General features: G+C 34.6%; 19 protein-coding genes. 9 read left to right on the forward strand and 10 right to left on the reverse strand.

The genetic code is table 11. The features are described from left to right. Positions 1-323: 323 nt before the first annotated feature. Complete coding sequence (locus E0I61_RS15730; RefSeq protein WP_132072601.1) at positions 324-1,550, reverse strand: aminotransferase class I/II-fold pyridoxal phosphate-dependent enzyme; 1,227 nt, start codon at positions 1,548-1,550, stop codon at positions 324-326. 303 nt (positions 1,551-1,853) lie between these two features. Here E0I61_RS15730 and E0I61_RS15735 point away from each other — a divergent pair, with 303 nt between their 5' ends. Next, the gene (locus tag E0I61_RS15735; RefSeq protein ID WP_132072602.1) at positions 1,854-2,312 is read left to right on the forward strand and encodes an Lrp/AsnC family transcriptional regulator; all 459 of its coding nucleotides are present in this window, start codon (positions 1,854-1,856) and stop codon (positions 2,310-2,312) included. 150 nt (positions 2,313-2,462) lie between these two features. Further along, on the forward strand, positions 2,463-3,866 hold the full coding sequence (gene lpdA, locus E0I61_RS15740) for a dihydrolipoyl dehydrogenase (protein WP_132072603.1): 1,404 nt from the start codon (positions 2,463-2,465) through the stop codon (positions 3,864-3,866). 94 nt (positions 3,867-3,960) lie between these two features. Here the strand turns inward: lpdA and E0I61_RS15745 are convergent, their stop codons facing one another. Together E0I61_RS15745 and E0I61_RS15750 are read right to left on the reverse strand one after the other, a co-directional pair. After that, positions 3,961-4,341, reverse strand: coding sequence for a DoxX family protein (locus E0I61_RS15745; protein ID WP_131998451.1), 381 nt, complete (start codon positions 4,339-4,341; stop codon positions 3,961-3,963). A gap of 38 nt (positions 4,342-4,379) precedes the next feature. Then, entirely contained in the window at positions 4,380-4,784 is a 405-nt protein-coding gene (locus E0I61_RS15750) for a VOC family protein (RefSeq protein WP_132072604.1), read from the reverse strand. A gap of 142 nt (positions 4,785-4,926) precedes the next feature. Here E0I61_RS15750 and E0I61_RS15755 point away from each other — a divergent pair, with 142 nt between their 5' ends. Genes E0I61_RS15755 through E0I61_RS15765 form a run of 3 tightly spaced genes read left to right on the forward strand, consistent with a single transcriptional unit; the run spans position 4,927 to position 9,575 of the window. Further along, positions 4,927-6,213 carry an anthranilate synthase component I family protein gene (locus E0I61_RS15755; RefSeq protein ID WP_132072605.1) on the forward strand — a complete coding sequence of 429 codons (1,287 nt, stop codon included), beginning with the start codon at positions 4,927-4,929 and terminating at the stop codon, positions 6,211-6,213. Positions 6,214-6,240: 27 nt separating this feature from the next. Next, the gene (gene tilS, locus E0I61_RS15760) at positions 6,241-7,551 is read left to right on the forward strand and encodes a tRNA lysidine(34) synthetase TilS (RefSeq protein WP_132072606.1); all 1,311 of its coding nucleotides are present in this window, start codon (positions 6,241-6,243) and stop codon (positions 7,549-7,551) included. Then, a complete protein-coding gene (locus E0I61_RS15765) occupies positions 7,551-9,575 on the forward strand; it encodes a protein-disulfide reductase DsbD family protein (RefSeq protein WP_132072607.1) in 2,025 nt (674 codons plus the stop codon). The genes tilS and E0I61_RS15765 overlap by 1 nt, the downstream gene beginning before the upstream one ends. Positions 9,576-9,754: 179 nt before the next feature. Here the strand turns inward: E0I61_RS15765 and E0I61_RS15770 are convergent, their stop codons facing one another. The 3 genes from E0I61_RS15770 to E0I61_RS15780 are packed head-to-tail and all read right to left on the reverse strand — an operon-like array spanning position 9,755 to position 12,752. After that, positions 9,755-10,828 carry an alanine/ornithine racemase family PLP-dependent enzyme gene (locus E0I61_RS15770; RefSeq protein ID WP_131998436.1) on the reverse strand — a complete coding sequence of 358 codons (1,074 nt, stop codon included), beginning with the start codon at positions 10,826-10,828 and terminating at the stop codon, positions 9,755-9,757. Positions 10,829-10,864: 36 nt separating this feature from the next. Further along, complete coding sequence (locus E0I61_RS15775; protein ID WP_132072608.1) at positions 10,865-11,299, reverse strand: GNAT family N-acetyltransferase; 435 nt, start codon at positions 11,297-11,299, stop codon at positions 10,865-10,867. Continuing rightward, positions 11,280-12,752 (reverse strand): sodium:solute symporter family protein, encoded by a 1,473-nt coding sequence (locus tag E0I61_RS15780; RefSeq protein ID WP_132072609.1) that lies wholly within the window; start codon positions 12,750-12,752, stop codon positions 11,280-11,282. The genes E0I61_RS15775 and E0I61_RS15780 overlap by 20 nt, the downstream gene beginning before the upstream one ends. Before the next feature lie 636 nt (positions 12,753-13,388). Between E0I61_RS15780 and E0I61_RS15785 the strand changes: the two genes are divergently transcribed. Then, on the forward strand, positions 13,389-15,236 hold the full coding sequence (locus tag E0I61_RS15785; protein WP_132072610.1) for a CocE/NonD family hydrolase: 1,848 nt from the start codon (positions 13,389-13,391) through the stop codon (positions 15,234-15,236). Between the two features lie 420 nt (positions 15,237-15,656). After that, positions 15,657-19,073 (forward strand): T9SS type A sorting domain-containing protein, encoded by a 3,417-nt coding sequence (locus E0I61_RS15790; RefSeq protein ID WP_132072611.1) that lies wholly within the window; start codon positions 15,657-15,659, stop codon positions 19,071-19,073. 76 nt (positions 19,074-19,149) lie between these two features. On the opposite strand, the gene E0I61_RS15795 is transcribed toward E0I61_RS15790, so the two are convergent. Together E0I61_RS15795 and pyrE are read right to left on the reverse strand one after the other, a co-directional pair. Beyond that, positions 19,150-19,542, reverse strand: a complete 393-nt coding sequence (locus tag E0I61_RS15795) for an SRPBCC family protein (protein WP_131996680.1) — start codon at positions 19,540-19,542, stop codon at positions 19,150-19,152. Between the two features lie 21 nt (positions 19,543-19,563). After that, the gene (gene pyrE, locus E0I61_RS15800) at positions 19,564-20,211 is read right to left on the reverse strand and encodes an orotate phosphoribosyltransferase (RefSeq protein ID WP_131996683.1); all 648 of its coding nucleotides are present in this window, start codon (positions 20,209-20,211) and stop codon (positions 19,564-19,566) included. A gap of 7 nt (positions 20,212-20,218) precedes the next feature. Here pyrE and E0I61_RS15805 point away from each other — a divergent pair, with 7 nt between their 5' ends. Further along, a complete protein-coding gene (locus E0I61_RS15805) occupies positions 20,219-20,821 on the forward strand; it encodes an NUDIX hydrolase (RefSeq protein ID WP_131996686.1) in 603 nt (200 codons plus the stop codon). A 10-nt stretch (positions 20,822-20,831) separates the two neighbouring features. Here the strand turns inward: E0I61_RS15805 and E0I61_RS15810 are convergent, their stop codons facing one another. Beyond that, on the reverse strand, positions 20,832-22,562 hold the full coding sequence (locus E0I61_RS15810; protein ID WP_132072612.1) for a M14 family metallopeptidase: 1,731 nt from the start codon (positions 22,560-22,562) through the stop codon (positions 20,832-20,834). A gap of 145 nt (positions 22,563-22,707) precedes the next feature. On the opposite strand from E0I61_RS15810, the gene E0I61_RS15815 reads away from it, so the two are divergent. Continuing rightward, positions 22,708-24,054, forward strand: a complete 1,347-nt coding sequence (locus tag E0I61_RS15815) for a DEAD/DEAH box helicase (RefSeq protein WP_131996692.1) — start codon at positions 22,708-22,710, stop codon at positions 24,052-24,054. A 228-nt stretch (positions 24,055-24,282) separates the two neighbouring features. Here E0I61_RS15815 and E0I61_RS15820 read toward each other — a convergent pair whose 3' ends face one another. Further along, positions 24,283-24,861 carry a PhnA domain-containing protein gene (locus tag E0I61_RS15820; protein WP_131996695.1) on the reverse strand — a complete coding sequence of 193 codons (579 nt, stop codon included), beginning with the start codon at positions 24,859-24,861 and terminating at the stop codon, positions 24,283-24,285. Between the last annotated feature and the right edge of the window lie 38 nt (positions 24,862-24,899).

Raw genomic sequence — 24,899 nt, forward strand, 5'->3', positions numbered from 1 at the left:
ATAAACTACGCAAATGAATAACTACTATATATTGAAATCAAAATTTATTGAAGAGTAAATTGTAGTTTGATTAATGAAAATCAATAATATTCAAAATCATTTAGAATATTTGTATTCTCATTTCAGGCCCTGATTAATGTTTATATAATTATTTGTATTTTTTTTAAATTTTAAACTATTGATTTTCAAAATAATGTGTTTTGGGTCATATAAGTCATTTCTAATTAGATTAGTTAATACACCTTCAATTCAATTACGAAAATTAGGCAACAAAAAAAGCAGCAAGATATCTTGCTGCTTTTTTTAATTAAAAAATAAATAAACTATTCAGTCAAAATTGATTCTGTAGTGAAAACATTCAATTCCATCATGCATTTCTTCATCATCTGATACGTTCTTTCAATGTCATTATCTAGACCGATAGAAAAACGGATTAAACCATCAGTCAATCCCATTTCTATTTGTTCTTCCATCGGAATTTCGCTGGAAGTTGAAGTTCCTGGTGCGCTAAATAAGGTTTTATAAAATCCTAAACTTACCGCAAGATAACCTAGATTTTTGGCTTGCATCAATTCCATCAATGCATTGGCTTTTTCCAATGTACCAACATCTAAGGTCATCATCCCGCCAAAACCATATTCGTGATTAATCATTGACGAATACAGTTCATGACTTGGGTGGCTTTTTAAACCAGGATAAACCGTTTTAAGCCCGTCTTTTTCAAAACGTTCCGCAAGATACATCGCATTATGGCTGTGTTGTTTCATTCTAATATGTAGCGTGCGCAAGTTTTTCATTACACTGGCAGAACGTAAACTATCCATCGTTGGTCCCAATAACATACTTGCACCACTATTTACATTTTTTAAACTATCAATAAATTCCTGAGAAGCACACGTTACTCCGCCAACAGTATCACTGCTTCCGTTGATGTATTTCGTTAAACTGTGAATCACAATATCAGCACCTAATTTTGCAGGAGAAACTGATAATGGTGAAAAAGTATTATCGACCGCTAATTTCAAATTGTGTTTTTTTGCAATTTTTGCCAAACCGGCAATATCAGCCACTTCCAGTAAAGGATTACTGACCGTCTCACAGTACAAAACTTTAGTTTCGGCGGTAATTGCAGCTTCCACAACATCTAATTTTGTGATGTCAACAAAAGTGGTTTTGATGCCTAATCTTGGTGTGAAATTCTTTAAGAAAGCATACGTTCCGCCATATATAGTTCTGCTGGAAACGATGTGATCGCCCGAACCGCACAATTGCAACAGCGTAGGTGTAATCGCTCCCATTCCTGATGCTGAAACATTTGCTGTTTCCGTTCCTTCCATCGCTGCCAAGGCTTTGTCTAAGTACAAATTACTTGGTGACGAATGACGAGAATACAAGTAGCATCCTTCCATATTTCCTTCAAAAGTATCGAACATTGTTTTTGCCGATAAGAAAGTATAGGTTGATGAGTCTGAAATAGATGGATTTACACCGCCAAATTCTCCAAAGTACTGCAAATCCTGAATGTTGTCTGCGGGATTGAAATTTTTCATGTTTTAATTTTTTAGGAGCTAATCCCGCTATCCATTGCAATCTTTATCTTTTTTAAAGAAAAAAAGAAAAGGATTTCCATTTCTATCGGGGCTAGGACATTTCGTTATTTTAAGAAACTTAATTCAAAATAAACACTTTGTAGATTATTAGTCAATAGAAGTATGTAATAATAGATTTTAAAACTATTAAACTTAATTTTAAAAGTTAAATATTCTAAATTTGCATAAATAGTTAGGTAATAATAGTTTTTCTTTCAATAAGGAACCCTTAAACTCATAACCCATAACTCATAACTCAAAAACATGACATTAGATCCAATAGATAAAAAACTACTTTTTTTATTACAATCCGATAGCAAGAAAACAACCAAAGAACTTTCTTTAAAACTTAATCTTTCAGTTACTGCTGTCTACGAGCGTATAAAAAAATTGGAAAGGGAAGGAATTATCGATAAATACGTCGTGTTAGTCAATCGTTCGAAAATCGAAAAAGGTTTTGTGGTTTTCTGCCATCTCAAATTAATACAACATACCAAGGAGTTTCTTACCAAATTCGAAAGCGAAGTGATACAACTCAAGGAAGTCCTTGAATGTCATCATGTGAGTGGTGATTACGATTATATCTTAAAAATAGTAGTAAAAGATATGGAAGCGTATCGGGAATTTTTGGTTACAAAATTGACCACATTGCAACATATAGGAAGTACACACAGTACATTCATGATTAGCGAAGTAAAAAACACTACGGTTGTTGATATCTAGAATAAATGTAAATTTTAAGCGGTATTCAATGATAAGTAAATGTTAATTGGTAAAAATTCGTAACAAAAAACCTTCTGAATTAAACTTTAAACAAAACTTAATTCCTTAATTTTGTGCAACATTTTATAAAACACAATAAAAAAATATACTATGAGTTCATTTGACGTAGTCATTATAGGTTCTGGACCTGGCGGATATGTATCAGCGATTCGTTGTGCACAATTGGGTTTCAAAACAGCAATTATCGAAAAATATTCCACTCTTGGAGGAACTTGCCTAAATGTAGGTTGTATTCCTTCAAAAGCATTACTTGCTTCTTCTCATCATTACAGTGAAATTGCTCATTTTGCAGATCACGGAATTGAAGTTTCCGGAGAAGTAAAAGTGAACCTTGAAAAAATGATTGCGCGCAAACAAGCCGTTGTGGATCAGACTTCAGGTGGGGTGAAATTTTTAATGGACAAAAATAAAATTACAGTTCTGGAAGGATTGGGTTCGTTTGTTGATGCTACACATGTTGCTGTTACAAAAGCGGATGGAACTTCTGAAACGATCGAAGCTAAAAATATCATTATCGCTACGGGTTCAAAACCATCTTCGTTGCCATTTATCAAAATCGATAAAGAAAGAATCATCACTTCTACCGAAGCGTTAAAGCTTAAAGAAGTACCAAAACATTTAGTGATTATTGGAGGTGGAGTAATTGGGATTGAATTAGGCCAAGTGTATTTACGATTGGGAGCGCAAGTTTCTGTTGTAGAATATTTGGACCGAATTATTCCTGGAATGGATGCTTCATTATCTAAAGAATTGACTAAAGTATTAAAAAAACAAGGCATGAAATTCTACGTTTCACATAAAGTGAAATCTGTAGAAAGAAATGGAGAAGGTGTTGTTGTTCAAGCTGAAAATGCAAAAGGAGAAACAATTACTCTTGAAGGAGATTATTCATTGGTTTCTGTGGGACGTCGCCCGTATACTGATGGATTGAATGCAGATAAAGCAGGCGTGAAAATCTCAGATAGAGGAATGGTTGAAGTAAACGATCATTTACAAACTTCAGTTTCGAATATTTATGCTATTGGTGATGTTGTTCGTGGAGCGATGTTAGCGCACAAAGCAGAAGAAGAAGGTACAATGGTTGCTGAGATTTTGGCAGGTCAAAAACCACATATTGATTATAACTTAATTCCGGGAGTGGTTTATACTTGGCCAGAAGTGGCTGCAGTAGGACAAACTGAGGAACAATTGAAAGCTTCTGGTGTGGAATTCAAATCAGGAAGCTTTCCTTTCAAAGCCTTAGGTCGTGCAAGAGCTGGTGGAGATTTAGACGGATTTGTAAAAATTCTTGCTGATGCAACAACAGATGAAGTGCTGGGAGTTCATATGATTGGAGCCCGTTGTGCTGATTTAATCGCTGAAGCGGTTACGGCAATGGAATTCAAAGCATCTGCTGAAGATATTTCAAGAATGTCCCATGCACACCCAACATTTGCAGAAGCGATAAAAGAAGCTGCATTAGCCGTTACTGACAATAGAGCTTTGCATGTGTAATTGGAGAATCTGAAATTAGATAATTAAATCTCGTTTTAAAATAAAGAAACCCGTTCAATTGAGCGGGTTTTATTTTGTTATGAGGTGAGTTTATTTAGCCTTTAGCTATAAATAAACCTTTATAGTTTTCCCAATGGCTGTAAATTAAAAACAGATTGCCTAAAAATAAGAACAAGGCAATTGGTATTCCTTCGGGGGACAAGAAAAAATTAATAAATAAAATGTTTATGGTTATAGGTAATATTAAGATATTGGCTAATGTAACATACCGTCCGGTAATAAAGGATAGTCCACAAAGGAATTCCATTGATTTTGCCAAGGGGATTAAATAAGTAGATGCAACTAAACCCACATTAAAAGCCTTGAAATTCCCAGTAACTTCAGGTTCCGGTGCTAGTTTTAGAAAGAAGCTAACAGACGCATAAAGTAACAAAAGTCCAATTAAGGTTCGGATAATAATAATTGCAATTTTCATAGTATATGGTGTTTTAGAGGTTATATATTTGAGAATTATTATTGGGGTATTGCACTTTCATCCATATGCATAATTTCCCATTGATGCCCATCTAAATCGGCAAAACTATGTCCGTACATCCACCCATGATCTTGTGGCTCCATATAAATTGAACCACCAGCATCTACTGCATTTTTGACCATTTCCTCTACTTTTTCTCTACTTTCAACATCTAAGGCTATTAATACTTCGGTATTTTTATGGGCGTTGCAAATTTCTTTTTTGGTAAAGTCTTTAAAACGTTGCTCGGTCACTAGCATTGCAAAAATATTTTCTCCTATAATCATGCAAGTAGCATGCTCATCAGTAAATTGTGGATTGAAAGAAAATCCAAGTGTGGTAAAAAAATCAATTGATTTTTTTAGGTCTTTAACAGCTAAATTTATAAAAATTTTTGAAACCATAATGAGAATGATTAAACGATTAAAAGAATCCAAAATTTATCATACACTATCAAATTTACAAAAAAATAAACTAATTTTAGTATAATCAGTTATTGAAGGTTTATTTTTTGTTGTAATTTTGAATTTTAAACACCAATACTTTTTGAGAACTTCAATTTACAAGTCTATTTCTGATCCAAAATTGTTCAAACAACAACTTTTATTTTGGTCTCAACAGTTTCGAGAAATCATTTATTTGGACAGTAATGATTATCCGCAAAAATATTCCAGTTATGACTGCGTTCTTGCGGTGGATGCATTTACCTCAATAAAGACTGATTATCACAATGCTTTTGAGGATTTAAAACAATACCAGCAAATTACCAAAGACTGGCTTTTTGGCTATTTATCGTATGATTTAAAAAATGACATTGAGCAATTACAATCTACCAATTTTGATGGGCTGGATTTCCCAGATTTGTATTTCTTTCAACCTAAGAAGCTGTTTTTATTGAAAGGGAATCAACTGGAAATTAAATATCTTAATATGTGTGATGATGAAGCTGAGGAAGACTTTGAAAATATAGTCGAAAGTCGAAAGTCGAAAGTCGAAACTGGAGTAACAATAAAAATTCAGCAACGAATTCCGGAGGTGAGTTATCTTGAAAAGGGTTCCAAAATATTGGAACACATTCATCAAGGTGATATTTATGAAGCCAATTTTTGTATGGAGTTTTTTGCTGAAAATGCAATTATAGATCCAATCGAAAAATTTATAAAACTCAACGAAATTTCTCAGCCTCCATTCGCCGTTTTTTTTAAGAATAACAATCATTTTTTACTTTCGGCGACACCGGAACGCTATTTAAAGAAAGAAGGAGAGCTTATTATTTCACAACCTATTAAAGGAACGGCTAAACGATTTTTGGATGTAATCGAAGATGAGAAATCAAAAACACAATTAGCTTTAGATCCAAAGGAGAGAGCAGAAAACATTATGATTACGGATTTAGTGCGAAATGATTTATCTCGAACTGCACAAAAGGGATCAGTTGAAGTACAAGAGTTATGTGGCATTTATTCTTTCTTGCAAGTGCATCAAATGATTTCTACGGTTACTTCAAAATTGGATTCACAATATTCCGCTGTAGATGTGATAAAAACAACTTTCCCAATGGGAAGTATGACAGGAGCGCCAAAGATTTCGGCGATGAAAATTATTGAGGAACTGGAAGAAACAAAACGCGGTTTATATAGCGGTGCTGTGGGTTATTTTGGACCAAACGGTGATTTCGATTTCAATGTGGTTATCCGAAGTATTTTGTATAATCAAGAAAAAAAATACGTTTCTTTTTCAGTTGGAAGTGCTATAACTTCACAATCAATTCCTGAAAAGGAGTATGAAGAATGTTTGCTTAAAGCAAAAGCTATGCGAGAAGTTTTAAGCTAAATCAAAATGAATTAATTAAATTTGAACATGCTACAGAAATTCCAAAATCATCTGCTTCATAATTTCCAGTTCTTGAATGGAAAAAAAATCCTTCTTGCTACAAGCGGCGGGAAAGATAGTATGGTAATGGTACATTTGTTTCAGCAATTAGAGTATAAAATAGGAATTGCAAATTGCAATTTTCAATTGCGTGGAATAGAAAGTTTTGAAGATCAAAATTTCGTTCAGGAATATGCCGCTACAAATGATATTCCGGTATTTATAACACAATTTGATACAAAAGCTTTTTCTGAAGATTATAAAATTTCTACACAAGTTGCAGCCCGCGAGTTACGTTATAATTGGTTTTATGAGTTATTGGAAACTGAAAAATTTGATTATATTCTTACGGCACATCATGCCGATGATAATTTGGAAACTTTCTTAATCAACCTTAGTCGAGGAACAGGATTAGAAGGTTTGACAGGGATTCCGGAACAGAACGAAAAAGTAATTCGTCCACTTTTGGCATTTAGCCAAGAGGAAATGGAAGAATATGCCAAATTAAATAACATTCAATGGCGCGAGGACAGCAGTAATGCATCTGATAAATACCTTCGAAATAAGATTAGACATCATCTGGTTCCGATGTTAAAGGAATTGAACCCAAATTTCCTTTCCTCGTTTCACAAAACGCAAGCTTATTTGCAAGAAGCACAAGTTATGGTTGAAGATGCTTCGATTATGGTCTATCAGCAAGTAGCAAAGCAAAAGGAGGATGATATTTACTTTGATTTAAAGAAATTAAAAAAATTACCGAACTATAAATCGTATTTATACCAATGGTTGAAAGAATTTGAATTTTCGGCGTGGGATGATATTTATGATTTGGTCGAAAGCCAATCGGGTAAATACGTTTTTTCTCCAGAATACCGATTATTGAAAGACAGAGATTCTTTAATTTTGAGTCCTATAAATTTCGAAAATAACGAAGAAAAATATTTCATTAATGAAAATCAAAAAGTAGTTAAAGTTCCCTTAAATCTTTCGTTTTGTAAAGTAGCCGACATTAATTTAACAACCAACTCAGCTATCTTTGTTGACGCTGATAAATTACAATATCCGTTGATTTTACGCCGTTGGAACGAGGGAGATAGTTTTCAACCTTTTGGGATGAATGGTAAATCGAAGAAAGTGAGTAAGCTTTTTAAAGATGAAAAATTATCATTAATAGAAAAAGAAAACTCTTGGCTTTTATGTTCTAATGATCAAATAGTCTGGATTATTGGTCTTCGTCAGGATGAACGCTTTAGAATAGAAAATACAACAAAGAATATACTTAAAATACAATTAGAATAATGAAGAAACTACTATTACTTATTGCTTTTTTGGCTTTTGCCAATGGGAATGCCCAAATTCTTGATCCTGCAAAATGGACTACCAAAATAGAAAAAAAATCAGAGAATAATTATATCCTTACTTTCAATGCTGTCATAGAAAATGATTGGCATTTGTATTCCCAATTTACTCCAGACGGCGGGCCGTTACCACTGGAAATCATTTTTAAAAATCAAAAAGGAAACTTTAACTTAGTTGGTAAAGCCAAAGAAAGTAAAACGAGAACTGCCTTTAATGATATATTTGAAGTTAACGAAACGTTCTTCGAAAAGAAAGCTCAAATCCAACAAGAAATTACAATAACAAACTCGAAGCTTACTGAAATTAAAGTAGATTTTAATTATCAGGTTTGTAAGGAAGTTTGTATCAATGTAGAGAAAAATTTCACGTTCACAATTCCTGCGGTATCAAAAAAAACAGCAATAGTAGCAACTGATTTAACTCAAATAGATTCAGCAAAAGTTGACACTGTAGTTTCGCAAACTGGAACAGCTGAAGAGCAAGTTAGTACTCCTGAAAAAGTGGTTCCTATTGATTCTAAACCTTCAAAACAAAGAGGATTGTGGTCTATTTTCTTCATCGCTTTTTTATCTGGATTTGCCGCATTGCTTACGCCTTGTGTCTTTCCGATGATCCCTATGACAGTAAGTTTCTTTACGAAACAAAGTAAAACAAAAGCAAAAGGGATTAGAAATGCCATTATTTATGGAATTGCCATCATATTCATTTATGTAGTATTAGGATTTTTAGTGACTTGGATTTTTGGTGCCGATGCATTAAATGCGCTTTCAACTAACGTTTGGTTTAATATTATTTTCTTTATTTTATTGGTTGTTTTTGCTGCCTCATTTTTGGGTGCTTTTGAAATTATGTTACCTAATTCATGGGCTAATAAAGTTGATAATCAAGCTGACAGAGGAGGAATAATTGGAATTTTATTCATGGCTTTGGCATTAGCGATTGTATCTTTTTCTTGTACAGGACCTATTGTAGGAACACTTTTAGTTGAAGCAGCTTCTAAAGGCGGAATCGCACCAATTGTTGGAATGTTTGGGTTTTCCTTGGCTTTAGCCTTGCCTTTTATGTTGTTTGCGATGTTCCCAGGTTGGTTGAATTCATTACCAAAATCCGGTGGATGGTTGAATACCGTTAAAGTAGTTTTAGGATTTTTAGAGTTGGCATTGGCATTCAAATTTTTATCGAATGCAGATTTGGTATTGCAATTGCATTTCTTGGAAAGAGAAGTTTTCTTGGCAATTTGGATCGCTATTTTTGGAACGCTGGCATTTTACTTATTCGGAAAAATTACGCTTCCGCATGATAGTCCGATGAATCATATTTCAGTGGGAAGATTGTCTTTGGGTTTAGTAGTTTTGGCCTTTACAATATATTTGATTCCCGGAATTTGGGGAGCACCTTTAAAATTAATTTCCGGTTTCCCGCCACCAATGACCTATAGTGAAAGTCCATACGGTGTAGGAAACTCAAAAGGCGGATCGAATGCCTCAGCCCAAATTTTGCCGGAAGGCGCACATTTAGGGCCTCACGATCTTATAGCTTTTGAAGATTATGAAAAAGGATTGGCTTATGCCAAATCAGTAAACAAACCAATTTTACTTGATTTCACAGGATATGCTTGTGTAAATTGCAGAAAGATGGAAGATTACGTTTGGTCTGATCCCGCTATTCTAAAAATATTGCAAGATGAAGTAGTTTTAATCTCCTTGTATGTGGATGATAAAAGAGAATTGCCAAAAAGTGAGCAATACGTATCCAAAGAAACGGGTAAAGAAATTGTAAGTGTTGGAAACAAATGGAGTGATTTTCAAATCACAAGATACAAAGCTAATGCGCAACCGTATTACATCGTTTTAGATGTAGAAGAGAAAATGTTGTCGGATAAACCGGAAAGTTATAACTCAGATATCAATGCCTACAAAGGATGGTTAAGAGCAGGAATTGATAGATTTAAAAAGGCCAAATAATACCTAGGGTCTGGACACAAATATTGAACCGAATATTTAAACACGAATTGCACTAATTTCAACTAATCAATTATTGGAAATTAGTGCAATTCGTGTTTAAACTTGTTACATATTGACCTATAAAATCAATGTAAAGTCGCTTAAACTGTATCATTAACGGTAGCAAATAATACGGGCTTTTATTCGATTGTTTTTTCGATATAATCAGAATTTAAAAGATACAATGCGCCCATATACCTTATTTTGAATGCGACTAAATCCCCAATTTTGTAGTTCTTTTTAGAATTTGAAATATCAATAACCAACATGTCAGAACTGGCGTCCACAATAGTGATATCAGTATCGTCAGATTCGATGTATTGTGGCTGCATGTCTAATAAACCAATGTCTAAAATGGCTCTGAGTGAAGTAATTCCTAAATCAGTGACATCATTCATTGAAAAAGAATTTCCGGCTACATTCTCGCCTAATTCACCTGTTGGTGTATTTGGTTTTTCGGTGATTTCTATGATTTCAGCATATAATTTGAAAACATCATTGTGCATTCCTTCGATGGTATTTCCTGTAAACAAATCTTTCCCAAAAAAGAGAGCTTCTCCTATTCGAAAATGATTGACAGCCATAGGTCGGGCGTTTTTAAGGATTAAAGGAATCGCAACGGAGGTTCCTCCGGAAACGAATGGAATACTGATGTTAAATTTAGCTTCGATTAATTGTTTGTATAAACTCAACTGAATCAACTTATCCTGTGTAGGCATTACACCACTAAGACAATTAAGATTGGTTCCAATTCCAGATATTTCGATATTAGGCATTTTTAAAATAGTGCCATAAAATTCTATTAATTCCTCACCCATAACGCCTTCACGAAGATCACCCATTTCAATCATGATGATGATTTTATGAGTCTTGTTTTGTTTGACTGCTTCGTCCGAAAGTAATTGTATGGTATAGATTTCGGTGTTAAAACTAATGTCGGCATACCGCACAATACTCTCGATGCTTCGTTTTGCAGGAGGTTTAATGTAAACGGTTTGAATTTCGGGATCCAGTCCTTTAATTTTCTTCAAGTTACTCACTCTGGAGTCGTGAATTTCCCGTACTCCTAAAGCGATGATTTCTTTAAGATAAATTTTATTTCCACACAATAGTTTTGAAACTACTCCCCATTTGATGTTTCTGGATTTAAATGTTTGGTCTAAAAATTGATAATTTTCCTGTAATTTTTTTCGATATAATTTTATGAAGGCCATTTTTGATAATTTAAAACAAGTTATTTGAAGACAGAATTATTTAGTCAGTCTCATTTCCAGGTATTTATTGGTAAAACCTAAATTTTCGTATAGTTTTTTTGCCGGATTATCAGGTTCTACATGCAATGCAATATTCCCTTCGGTAATGGATATGGCCTTTTGCATCAATTGTTTTCCAAAACCCTTGCCACGTTGGCTATTGTCAACAGCGATATAAACCAAAATATTTTCTGGAATGTAATCTTTCATTCCGGTGTTGTTTAAAACGACAACGCCTACAATTTTTTGATCGTCTATTCCCACTATAATATTCCCTCCTTTGGCAGGATTCATGACATAATTAATACATTTTTGAATGTCTTCAATGGTATCGCCATATTGTTCTAAATGGGTATAAAGGAATAGTGCTACAATTTGATTGGTATAAATTGTATCTTCTCCAGTAGTAGCATTAATTTGTTTGAATTCCATTTTGTCTTTCTTTTTTGTTATAGTGATAAAGTGATATTGTAACGAATAAAATAAGTGAAATGCTTATTCCATAGAGGTTTGCATCTAAATGTTCCGGCAGTTTTATTCCTAAAGGTAGTTTATTCTCCGTAACAATTAGCAGGATTGTGGTTGCACCCCCAAAAAGCATACTCCAAAAAGCAGCTATTGGATGGCTTTTTTTCCAAAACAAAGCGCCTATTACCGGAACAAACAACCCTGAAACCATAAAGGCATAGGAGTAAAGCATCAGTTCTAATACATTTTGCATTTGAGAAGCTATTAAAATAGCAAGAAAACCAACGATCAAGGTGACCATTTGTGAAAGTCGGAGTTCTTTTTTATGACTTAATTCTTTTTTAGAAAATTTAGCAATAATATCGGTAACAATATTTCCCGAAGCCGCCATTAAGCAACTGTCGGCAGTAGAAAGTATGGCCGAAAAATAGGAAGAAAGCATTAGTCCCATTAATCCTACAGGAAGTATGGTTGCCAGTAAAATAGGCAATCCCATTTCGCTGTCCATAGTAGCTGCATCAGTAATGCCGTCAAACATTCCTTTGGTTGCCGCCACTTTAGCTAGCATTCCCAAAATAACTCCCATAAATGCCATTATTGGCCATTCAAAAACACCTGCAATCAACCATGCTTTTTTAGCTTCTTTCTCCCCTTTGCTCGCATAAATTCGCTGGTATAAAGTCATTCCTACAAACCAAATGGGTATAATGGTTATGGACCAATTTAAAATCTGATACCATTTCACATTGGTCAGCGACAAATATTCAGGTGATAATGTAGCTTTGATCGCGTCATAACCTCCAACGGCATTGTAGGCAACTGGAATTCCTATGAAAACCAATCCGCCAATCAGGACTAACCATTGGATTGTATCGGTATATATAACGGCTTTTAATCCTCCAATAGCGGTGTAGATTACCGCTATAAGTCCCATGACAATTAGTGCTGTTTGTAAATTAAGTCCTTCTATGGTTGCCGAAGCTAATTTGGCTCCAGCCAAAACCTGAGAACTTGTAAATCCGATATATCCAATAGCCGAAATAATTCCGGCCAGCAGCGCGACTTTAGCGTTATAAAAATGATCAAATATTTGCGGAAAAGTGAAAAACTTGTATTTATGTCCTAACGCACTTACTTTTGGAATAAGAAAAACGGCACTGAGCCAAGCGCCAAGCAGTCCGGTAAATAGCATCCAAGAGCCTGATATCCCCATCGTAAAACCAAGTCCGCCTAATCCTATTGAGAATCCACCGCCAACATCTGTGGCTACGACGGATAAACCAATGTGCCAGCTGCTCATATTTCGGCCACTTACATAAAAATCTTCTGCGGTTTTATTTTTGTTAAAAAAATAAACGCCAACTCCTAACATAGCCAGCATATAAACAACAAAGATTGCATAATCTATTATGTGCATATTTTTAATTTTCGATTATTTATTAGCCTGTAAATGGAATTTTTCCAAAAGGCAAAAGATGCAGTAAACTGCAAAAAAGATGATTTTTTCAGAATGATTTCTGAAATCAAGGAATCTTTATTTTGGATTAAAAGTTCACAAAAAGAGACTTTATTAATCGCAAAAAAAATAATTTGGTATTTTACAAATGTAAGGTAAATTTATCCAAAAAGCCCCCTTAAAGTGTAGATATAGTCTTTTCCATAAAGAAATCAAGGGCTTTTTCTAAGCATTTTAGCAGTAAAATAAAAGCAAAAAATAATATTAACAACCTGTAAATCATGTCATTAGGATATAAATATTGTTTTTATTTTTGTATCATAAAGTTAAAATAATCTTTTTGTCAAAAAAAGGGCATGTAAATTTAAAAAGGCACTATTTGAAGTTTCTGAGATGAAAATTAACATCAAATATTGTATCATTGAATTCATTTTTTAGAAGAACAATAATCATAAAATACTATTTGATTGTTTAAAGACTTTTTTTATTTTTTTACAAATCATGGTTCATGCTTTGTAAAAAAAAATAAAAAAATTAAGAAGACTATATTAGGTAAGATTTTTTACCTTTAAAAACTATTTAAATTCAATAAATTTCATGAAAAAACTATTAAGTATTTCTCTTTTTTGTATTGGTACAATTCTGTTTGCCCAAGACAATAAAACAAATTATGTATCTGATAACTATACCAAGAAGGAAGTGCATATTAAAATGCGTGACGGTGCAGAATTATTTACTTCTATCTACACTCCAAAAGATGTTTCTAAAAAATATCCAATTATAATGCAAAGAACGCCTTATAATTCGGGTCCTTATGGAGAAAATCAGTTCAAGAAAAGTATTTCTCCCAGTGAAACCATGATGAAAGAGGGATATATTGTGGTGTATCAAGATGTTCGTGGCAGGTTCATGAGTGATGGTTTATATGACAATATGCGTGGTTTTATTCCAAATAAAAAAGAAAAAAAAGATACTGATGAAGCTTCGGATACGTATGATACGATTGACTGGCTGGTTAAAAATGTGGCTCATAATAACGGGAATGTTGGAACTTGGGGGATATCGTATCCCGGTTTTTACGCTACGTATTCCTTGTTGAGTAATCATCCCGCATTGAAAGCAGTTTCGCCTCAGGCTTGTATTGCTGATTTCTTTTTTGATGACTTTCATCATAATGGAGCATATTTGTTGAGCTATTGGAAAGTAACTCCATTATTTGGTCCTCAAAAAACAAAACGTACTACGGAACCTTGGTATAAATTCACGAATACGGGAACTAATGATGATTACCAGTTTTTCTTGGATGCAGGACCATTATCTAATTTAGACAAGTATTATGGTAAAGAAGATGAATTTTGGCAGCAGCTGAAAGACCATTCCAGTTATGATGATTTTTGGCAAAAACGTGGAATTTTGCAACATTTAAAAAATATAAAACCAGCTGTAATGACAGTAGGAGGTTGGTTTGATGCAGAAGATTTATACGGTCCTTTAAATACATATAGCACAATTGAAAAGAGCAGCAAAAATTACAACACAATCGTTATGGGACCTTGGAGCCATGGAGATTGGGCTAGAAATTCAGCAAAACAAGTGATTGGTAATATTAATTTTGGCGACAGTATTTCCGGATTTTATCAAAAAAATATAGAAGCAAATTTCTTCCGTCATTTCTTAAAAAATAATGGGAAAGGTGAAAACAAATTACCTGAAGCCTATGTTTTTGATACTGGTAGAAAAGAGTGGCAGACTTTTGCGGTTTGGCCTCCACAAAATACGGCAAAGCAAGATTTCTTTTTGCAAGATAACCGATTGTCAAAAATTGCAAAGAAGAATTTTGCCTTTGAAGAATTTATCAGTGATCCTAAAAAACCGGTTCCTTATTCTGAGGATATCAAACAACAAGGGCTTACGCCAAGAAAATACATGACCGATGATCAGCGTTTTGCTGCGAGACGTCCTGATGTGTTAGTTTTTGAAACAGAGGTTTTGAATGAGGACACTACTTTGGCGGGAGAAATCTTGGCTAAATTGCAAGTTTCGACTACAGGAACTGATGCGGACTGGATTGTTAAAGTGATTGACGTTTTCCCGAATGATGAACCGGAGACAAAAGAAGTTGCTCCTTATTTAAAGATGAGTAATTACCATATGATGGTACGTAGTGAGGTAATGAGAGGGCGTTTTAGAAATAGTTTCTCAAAACCGGAACCTTTTGTTGCCAATGAGAAAACGGCAGTAAATATCAAATTGCAAGATGTTTTTCATACGTTTAAAAAAGGACACAAAATTCAGATTCAAGTTCAAAGCACATGGTTTCCGTTTATTGATTTGAATCCGCAAACGTTTGTAGACAATATATTCTATGCAAAACTAGAGGATTTTAAAAAACAAACGCATAGAATTTATAATGATTCAAAAATTGAGTTTACAGTTTTAAAATAAAGACAAAAAGGTAATACAAATATCAAAACCCAAAAGAGGCTGTCCGTAAAGACAGCCTCTTTTTATTTATAAATTCTAAACAGATTATCTTTTAATTGGTTTCATGAAATTTTAATAATTAAAATAGAAAATAGCGTTAAAAAGGCAATATTTTTTTAAGTAATTTTTTTTATTTCTTCTGAAAAAATATAAAATATGTAGTTGGTAGTTTTTTTTATCCCTTTAATCGAAAATGTATTAAAAATTGGATTAATGTATTCTTAATTACATAAATTAGTATTTAAGTTTTTGAAAATTAGACAATTGTAATGATGTTTTTTATTGAAAAGACTTAAGTCAATAGAGATCTTATTCTATTGATTCTGCATTTTATAGTTTGACATATAGTATTCGTTATTTTATTATTTAAATTCAATTAATATGAAAACATTTCTACTCAAATCACATTTTTTAACGATTGTTTTTTTAATTGCAAATTTGTTTTTTGCAAGTGTTGCTTTTGGGCAGGCTGCAATAACTTCAGACCAGCCAGATTATAAACCTGGCACTATTGCAACATTTACTGGCGTAGGTTTCCAATCAGGAGAGTCTGTTCATTTGCAAGTTTTGCATTCAAATATTTACCCTGATGATACTGCAGATGTAGTACATGATTCTTGGATTGTTTCTGCAGATGTAAATGGTAAATTTGTGACAACTTGGCAAGTGAGTGCAACTCATTGTGTAGGTAAAATATTAAGAGCTATTGCTATAGGCCAGTCCTCGGGCGAAAATGTTTGGCATGAGTTTACGGATCCGTTAATTACTTCAACTAGTACAGGCGGTAATTGGAATAGTGGTAGCACATGGGTTGGTGGAAATGTTCCGCTTGCTGCTGATGATGTAGTAATTGCCGTAGGAGCAACTGTTACAGTTATTGATGATAGATCAGCTAAATCAGTTAGTATTTTAGGTGGTGGTAGTAACACTAAACTCCTGATTAATTCCGGAGTTATATTAACTGTTTCTGGGAATGTAACTATAAATGCGCCCGGTACTAACAGCATTACAAATGAATTAGCTGTTGGAACCGGAACATTAACTATTGGTGGGAATTTAAGTGTTGATGGAGCAAATGGAGGGGGTGGTAGAAAGGGAATTTTTTCAATATCTTCTGGAACGGTAAATTTAGCTGGGAATATTATTAATCCATCAAATAATAGTAATGCACAAATAGTTTTTTCAGGTTCTGGAATTTTAAAAGTTGCTGGTAGTTTTTCATGGGGAGGTAATTCAACATTTATACCCGGAACGGGAACCATTGAATACAATGGTGCTGCGCAAACAATTCTGGGCCCTGCTTCTTACTATAAACTATCAACCACTGGTAGTGGTATTAAATCAATGAATACAGGCATAACTGTTGCTAATACATTTGATATTGGTTCAGGAACAACAGTTGATGCTTTAGGATTTACTACTACTATTTCAGGAGCTGCAACATTAAATGTCAACGGAACACTAAATTTTTCAAATTCAAGTGGTTTATTCCAATCTGGCACTACTGGTGTTACAACCTTAATCATGGGTTCAATAGGAAAAATTCGAACTGTTGATAACTTAGGTTTAGGTCCTGCAGCAAATGCTTCATTGGTTACACAGTCTGGAGGAACGTGGATAACATCAAGTATTAATTCCAATGGCAGTATTGAGTATTACTTTACTGGTGCTCAGAATGTAACGGCTAGAACATATAATAATCTTTTACTTAATAGTTCAGGTATAAAAACATTTGGTGGTAGTTTAATTATAAATGAAAATCTGTCTATTAGCGGTACAGCAATAGCAAATTTGGGAAATACTAATTCTACTGCAGGTTCACTAACTTTTGGCGGTGTTGCGCAACCCATAATGTCATGGGGAAGTACAGCTTCTGCTGCTATCCATAAAAATAGCACTTATTTTGGAACAACAGCAACAGGTATTTTAAATCCATGTGCTGCTATCACTGCTGCATTAAGCGGAACTTCTTCTATTTGCAACGGTAACAATGCAATTTTAACAGTTACCATAAGTGGTGGAGTAAGTCCTTATACCGTTGTGTATACTGGCGGGACCGGAGGCACCGTAACTTCCTATATCAGCGGAAGCAATATTTCTGTTAGCCCTATTTCAAATACAACATACACACTTATTTCTGTTACTGATGCCAATGGCTGCGCAGCTACTGTAACTGGTTCGGCAGTGGTAACAGTGAATACAGTACCTGTATTAGGAATAATTGGAAATAAAAACGTGAACGAACAGGTTAATTTAGCCTTCACCGCTACGTCCAGTGATCAGGATGTTCCATCCCAAACATTGACCTATACATTAGATGCAACATCGATAGCCGCAGGAATGAGTATCACCAGTGCAGGGGCTTTCAGCTGGACACCGACTGAGGCACAAGGGGGAAGCTCTTATCCGGTAACTGTTACCGTTACGGACAATGGGGCAAACCTACCGAATCTTACTGATACCGAAACGTTCAATATTGCGGTTGCAGAGGTAAACGTGGCTCCCGTACTGGCAGCAATCGGTAACAAATCTGTAAATCAATTGGCTAATTTGACGTTTACAGCTACGGCCACGGATTCTGATATTCCTATTAATGTTTTAACTTTCAGTTTGGTTGGTGCTCCTGTTGGTGCAGTGATTAATGCATCAACAGGCGTATTCACCTGGATGCCTAGGGGAACACAATGTGCCGGTATTTATACCTTCACTGTTAAGGTAACCGACAATGGCACTCCGGTATTATCAGATGAGGAAGTGATTCATGTGACAGTTAATAACACACTTCCAGTGATTAGTTCTATAACAGGCGTATCTGGACCAGTTTCGATTAATACTCCAATCAGTATTACAGTGAATCATAATGACAATAATCTGAGTAATGCTGTTATAAAATGGGATGATGCTACATCGACCGTTCAAAATGTTCCAAATCCAGCTTCAGGTTTGTTCACGGTATCGCATACTTACTCCACTCCTGGTGTTTATTCAATTCTAGTGACTTTAACGGATGCTTGTGGAGCAAATTCAACAACCTTCCAATACGACTACATTGTTGTTTACGATCCTAATGGTGGTTTCGTAACAGGTGGCGGTTGGATTAACTCTCCTGCAGGTGCCTGGGTAGGCAATCCATTATTAGTGGGAAAAGCTAATTTTGGGTTTGTAGCGAAATACAAAAAAGGTTCCACAGTACCAGATGGGAATACTGAATTTCAGTTTAAAGAAGGTAATCTAAACTTTAATAGTTCTTCTTATGATGATATGCGATTGGTTATTTCCGGTACAAAGGCTAACTATAAAGGATTAGGTAAAATCAATGGTTTAGGTAACTATGGGTTCTTAGTTTCCGCAATTGATGGAGGTTCGGGTGCTGATAAGTTCCGTATAAAAATATGGGACAAGAATAACAGTAATGCTGTTATTTATGATAATAATATGGGCAACGATGAAAATGATTTACCAACAACATCACTTGGTGGAGGTTCTATAGTTATACATGAGGTGAAGAAAAATGCAGCTTCAAAAGAGATAATTGTTGAGAAAACTCCGGAAATTGTACCATTCACTATAACGGCATATCCCAACCCATCTACCCAATATTTTATTCTTGATATAAAAGGCGGTACTACTGAAAAAACAGAAGTGATTGTATATGATATATTAGGCAGAATGGTGCAACACATTCAAAATAGTGATAGCCAAGAAATCAAGTTTGGTGAAGAGCTCTCATCAGGTTCGTATATTGCGATTATCAATCAAGGTGTTAAACAAAAAACAGTGAGATTGATAAAACAGTAAGCCTATTTTGTAATTAAATAAAAGCCCCTTTTAGTGTAAACTAAAAGGGGCTTTTATTTAATTTAAACTATTTTTTTTACAATTTAGTCATATTCCCAGCTAAAGTTTCGATAAATTTTCCAATTGGACCTTTTATCATCATAGCCATCATAGGATTAAAATCGCCTTCGAAATCAAGTTTTACATCACTGGAGTTGTCAGAAATAGCATCTATGTTTGCTATCAATGTAAATGGAAGTTTATCACTCGCAGCACCTAAAACAATTTTGCTTGGAGCTACTTTTTCTTTCATTTTTAGCTTAATTTCTGGCATTCCTTTTAATCCAAAAATAAAAGCATCGTCACCAATAACTTCAAATTTAGCAATGTTTTCGGGCATTAATTTTTCGAAGTTCTTTACATCACTCAATAAATCAAACAATTCTTGAGCTGATTTTGAGACACTAACTTTTGGACTTTCTAAGTTCATAATTTCTGGTATTTTATTTTTTTAAACTTCAATATTCCAAGTGGAGGGATTCACATTCCATTCTCTTAAAGTCTGTTCTTCCTCTTCTGTAATATATCTTTTGGCTACAGCCAAATTCAATAAATTTTGATAATTGCTTAGCGTGTATAAATCCAGATGTGCATTTTTGAAATTTTCATCAGCAACATCAAAACCGTAGGTAAAGATTGCTGCCATTCCTTTTACATTCGCTCCAGCTTCACGTAAAGCTTCAACGGCAAGTAAACTACTGTTTCCCGTACTGATCAAATCTTCTACAACAATTACATTTTGTCCTTTTTGTAAAAAACCTTCTACTTGGTTTAGTCTTCCGTGCTTTTTTGGTTCTGGGCGAACATACACAAATGGTAATCCCAAACTTTCCGCTACTAGCATTCCAATTCCTATTGCTCCAGTGGCAACACCGGCAATAACATCTGGTTTACCAAATTGTTTCTCAATATTTTTGGAAAATTCATCCCGGACGTAATTCCTTACGGCTGGAAATGAGAGGATTAGTCGGTTATCGCAATAAATAGGCGATTTCCATCCAGAAGCCCATGTAAAAGGATTTCTTGGATTCAATTTAATTGCATTTATTTGCAATAGAAATTCGGCTGTTTTTTCGGCTGTATCTTTATTAAAAATCATAGTACAAATGTATAAAGTTTTTGTTAACGACAAACCACTTTTTTTGACAAATCACATCTCTAAGGAGACAGATTTTCAGTTGTTCTTGCTAGAAAGTATTGACATAGAGCAACTTATAATAAAAATCTTTCAAAATAAAATTCAAAAAGCATACTTGTATCATCCTGATGAAAGCGTGATTATGAAGACTTTGAAAGCAAAAATACCTGTTGCCAAAGCCGGTGGCGGTTTAGTTTACAATAAAAAAGGTGAAGTTTTATTCATTTTTAGAAATGGAAAATGGGATTTACCCAAAGGCGGAATCGAAAAAGGAGAGGAAATTCAGGAGACTGCCATGCGTGAAGTAGAGGAAGAAACAGGTGTAAATGGCTTGACAATATCCCATAAACTTCAAAAAACCTATCACATTTTTAGACGTAATGGGAAATACAAGCTAAAAATTACGCATTGGTTCGAAATGCAATCTGACTTTGAAGGAACCCCGCAAGGTCAATTAGAAGAAGGAATCGAAAAAGTGGCTTGGATGAATCCTGAACAAATTAAAGAGGCGCTGAAAAACTCTTATGAGAACATAAAATTATTATTTGAAGAAGAAAAGCTCCTAAAATAGGAGCTTTTTTTTATTTTAAGACGCGATACACCGGATATTGTAAATGCGCTTTTTCATAATAAACCGAATGTTTGTAAATCCAGTCCAGTTGTGCTTCCGGATTATTGATAAAACTCACATCACTTTGTTTTTTTAAATCAAATTCGGCTTTTAATTTTGGATTTTCTTTTAAAATCTGCGTAGCTGAATCTTCAAAAACATAATCTGAATAGCCTTCTTTTTGTTGTAACATCGTATCGAAAAAGTTCCAGTTGAAAAAAGAATCTATTGCTTCTGGTTCCAATGTTTCCAATACGTATTTTATTCCCTTTTGTTGTGTGGGAATAACGTAATCTCCTTTGGCGAAAGCTACTTTCTCCATTTTAGAGGTTACCGAAGTGTTTCTGTGCAAATAATGGCCTTCGTATGCGGAATTTGTCGTTTTAAAGTCCGCGATTTTATAACTCTCCACTTCAATTATAGTGTCGTTCTTTAGTTGACGATATGAAATTGTATTGCTCTTCAATAATTCAATTACAGGCCAAAATCCTCTTGGAATTATATACGCTTCCGGAATAATTATTTCTTTTACTGATTTGAATTCTTTGCTGTACGGAATGTCTTTTTTGAATGGTTTTGTTTTGTCATAAAACAAGCGATTTCCGGATGTTACGTCACTTTTCTTGTAACTGGCTTCATAGCCTAAAAACGAAAAAGGAATCGTTTTGGTACTATCAATTTCCCATTTTATAGTGTACGATTTCTTTGGTTTATACTGTTCTTCATTTTTCAATCGCAGTTGTTTGATTTTTTTGTAATTAGCATCTGTAAAATCGATTGCTGTGCGCATGTATTCATACGTCACTTTCACACGGTCGGCATATTTTTTAAGCATGTGTGTTTCCACTACAAACCCAATGGTATTGAACAACGAAGTATAGCCAGTTGCAAATCGTGGGCTTTCAAAAAATTGACCAAAACCTTTGTCCGGTGTGTCCTGAAAAGCATTGACGTAAGGCGTAGTTTCGATGTTCTTTTTTTGTAAATCCTTGACCAAAGCAGGCATCATTTCAGTATTTAAAAAATCACCTAAAACGGTTCCTAATTTATTATGTTGGGTCATAATGTACGTGAGTTTGTATTGGTAATCTGCGCCATTGCTGACGTGATTGTCAATAAAAACATCGGCATTTATTTTATGAAAAATTTCTACAAAACTTTTCGTGTTTCGAGTATCGGACTTGATGAAATCGCGATTCAAATCATAGTTTCTGGCATTGCCACGAAAGCCATAGATTTCCGGTCCGTCCTGATTGGCTCTTGAAGTGGAATTTCTGTTTAAAGCGCCTCCAATATTATACACCGGAATACAAACGATAACGGTATTTTTTGGCGCTTTTATTTTGCCCAAAGCTAAATCTCTAAATAATTGCATACTGGCGTCAATTCCGTCCGGTTCGCCTGCGTGAATGCCGTTGTTAAGCAAAATTACCGCTTTATTTTTTTGGATACTTCCAAAGTCAAATTGTTTTTCCGGATTAAAAACAACCATGTGCAATGGTTCGCCACTGTCTGTCAATCCCATTTTTTGCATTTGGATAGTAGAAAAATCATCCGCCAGAAGTTTGTAGTAGGCAATTGTTTCTTGATAAGATGCGGATTGATTTCCATTGCCTTTTTCGAAAAAAGTATCGTATTTATTCGTTTTTTGTGCAAATGAACTGATGGAGAATAGTAAAAAAAGGAATGTGAAAAATCTCATACTTCGGTTTTTAAATTGAATCTCAAATGTAGCTTTTTTTCGATAGGAATAGAAATGATCGCAAGAAAAGGGAGCTCCCGATTTAAAAGAATGAAAATTTATAATTCAAAATTCATAACTCAGAATTAAAAATTACCTTTGCAAAATGAATAAGAAACACCATTCCAACAATATACTTTTGAATTTAGGCATCGAAAGCCTGAACGAAATGCAGGAAGTAGCACAAGATACTATCCTGAATGACAATAATGTTTTATTGCTTTCGCCAACAGGTTCCGGAAAAACTTTGGCTTTTTTGTTGCCCATTTTAGAAATGTTACAGCCCGAAATTCTATCGGTTCAATGTTTGATTCTAGTTCCATCACGTGAATTAGGTTTGCAGATTGAGCAGGTTTGGAAAAAAATGGGGACTGATTATAAAGTAAATGTGTGCTACGGCGGACATTCCATAGATACTGAAATTAAGAATTTAAGCAATCCTCCAGCAGTTTTAATAGGGACTCCGGGAAGAATTGCGGATCATATCGACAGAGGAACTTTTCGTGTGGATAAAATCCAAACCTTGATTCTGGATGAATTTGATAAATCATTACAATTGGGTTTTCATGAGCAAATGTCTTTTATCATTGGAAAATTAACAAAACTGAATAAACGCGTTTTGGTTTCGGCAACTTCCGATATTGAGATTCCAAGATATACAAGAGTGGTAAACCCAACAATTTTGGACTTTATTCCAGAAAACGTAACCGAAACGAATCTTTCGATGAAAATGGTCGTTTCGAAGGAGAAAGACAAAATAGGAAGTTTGTTCAACTTGATTTGTTCGTTGAAATCACAGTCGGCAATAGTTTTTTGTAACCATCGTGATGCTGCAGAACGCATCAGCGATACATTGAACGAAAAAGGAATTTATGCCACGTATTATCATGGCGGAATGGATCAGGACGAAAGAGAACGCGCGTTAATACAGTTTAGAAACGGAAGTGTAAGCTATTTAATTACAACTGATTTGGCTGCTCGTGGTCTTGATATTCCCGAAATGAATCACGTAATTCATTATCATTTACCATCAAAAGAAGATGAATTTACCCATAGAAACGGACGTACAGCACGTATGTTAGCTTCTGGAACCGCCTATATTATTGCTCATGAAAGTGAGAAAAAAATGGATTACATCGATTATGGTATGGAAGCTTTGAAAGTCGAAAACTCTACTTCATTGCCAAAACCACCTGAATTTCAAACCATCTACATCAGTGGCGGAAAGAAAAATAAACTGAATAAAATTGACATTGTCGGTTTCTTTTCCCAAAAAGGAAAATTGGAAAAAGGAGATTTAGGATTAATCGAAGTAAAAGATTTTATATCATTTGCAGCAGTTAAATTCAACAAAGTAAAAGACTTGCTTCATGCCATTAAAGAGGAGAAAATGAAAGGCAAGAAATTTAAAATCGAAGTCGCTCGAAAAGTGATTAAGAAGGAAGAGGAGTAATTAGTGTTCAGTGGTCAGTTTTTAGTGGTCAGTGTCTGAAGTTTATAAAAAGTATTCAGTGGTCAGAGAAAAGAGTTATCAGTGACTTAATTATAGCTAAAAATCGTTAACAGTATAATATACTGTTAACGATTTTTTTATTGTTAGAATGTTTTTTTACTACTCACTAAAAACTGACCATTGACCACTCCATTTTTTAACTGATCACTGAACACTGCCAACTGATGACTATATCTTCTTAACGTATTGTGTAATAATTACAATTTGCTGACCATCTACTTTTCCTTCAATGTATTCCGCATTTTCATGGTCCAGTCTAATGTTACGTACAGCAGTTCCTTGTTTGGCAACCATACTAGATCCTTTTACTTTCAAATCTTTGATTAAAACCACTGAATCTCCAACTTCAAGAATCACTCCATTGCTGTCGCGATGAATTACTTTGGTTTCGTCTTCTTCCCCTTCACCAGTTGCTTGCGCCCAAGCCAAAGTATCTTCGTCTAAATACATTTGGTCTAATAATTCTTGAGGCCATCCCGCTGCACGCATACGGCTTAACATTCTCCATGCTACTACTTGTACTGCTGTGTGTTCGCTCCACATGCTGTCATTCAAACATCTCCAGTGATTTAAATCTACGTTATCCGGTTTTTCGATTTGGTCGATACAGGTACTGCAAGCCATGATACTTTCGTCAAGTCCACCTTTTTTGGTTGGCAATACCTGATATACTTTTAAGTTTTCGGTTGCGACACAAAGTTCACATTTCGATCCGCTGCGTTTGCTTAATTCTCTTTCTATACTCATTGTTTGATGGCTTTTATTTTTAGGCGAAATTACAGCTT

Source organism: Flavobacterium ranwuense (assembly GCF_004349315.1).
GTDB classification, from domain to species: Bacteria; Bacteroidota; Bacteroidia; order Flavobacteriales; family Flavobacteriaceae; genus Flavobacterium; species Flavobacterium ranwuense.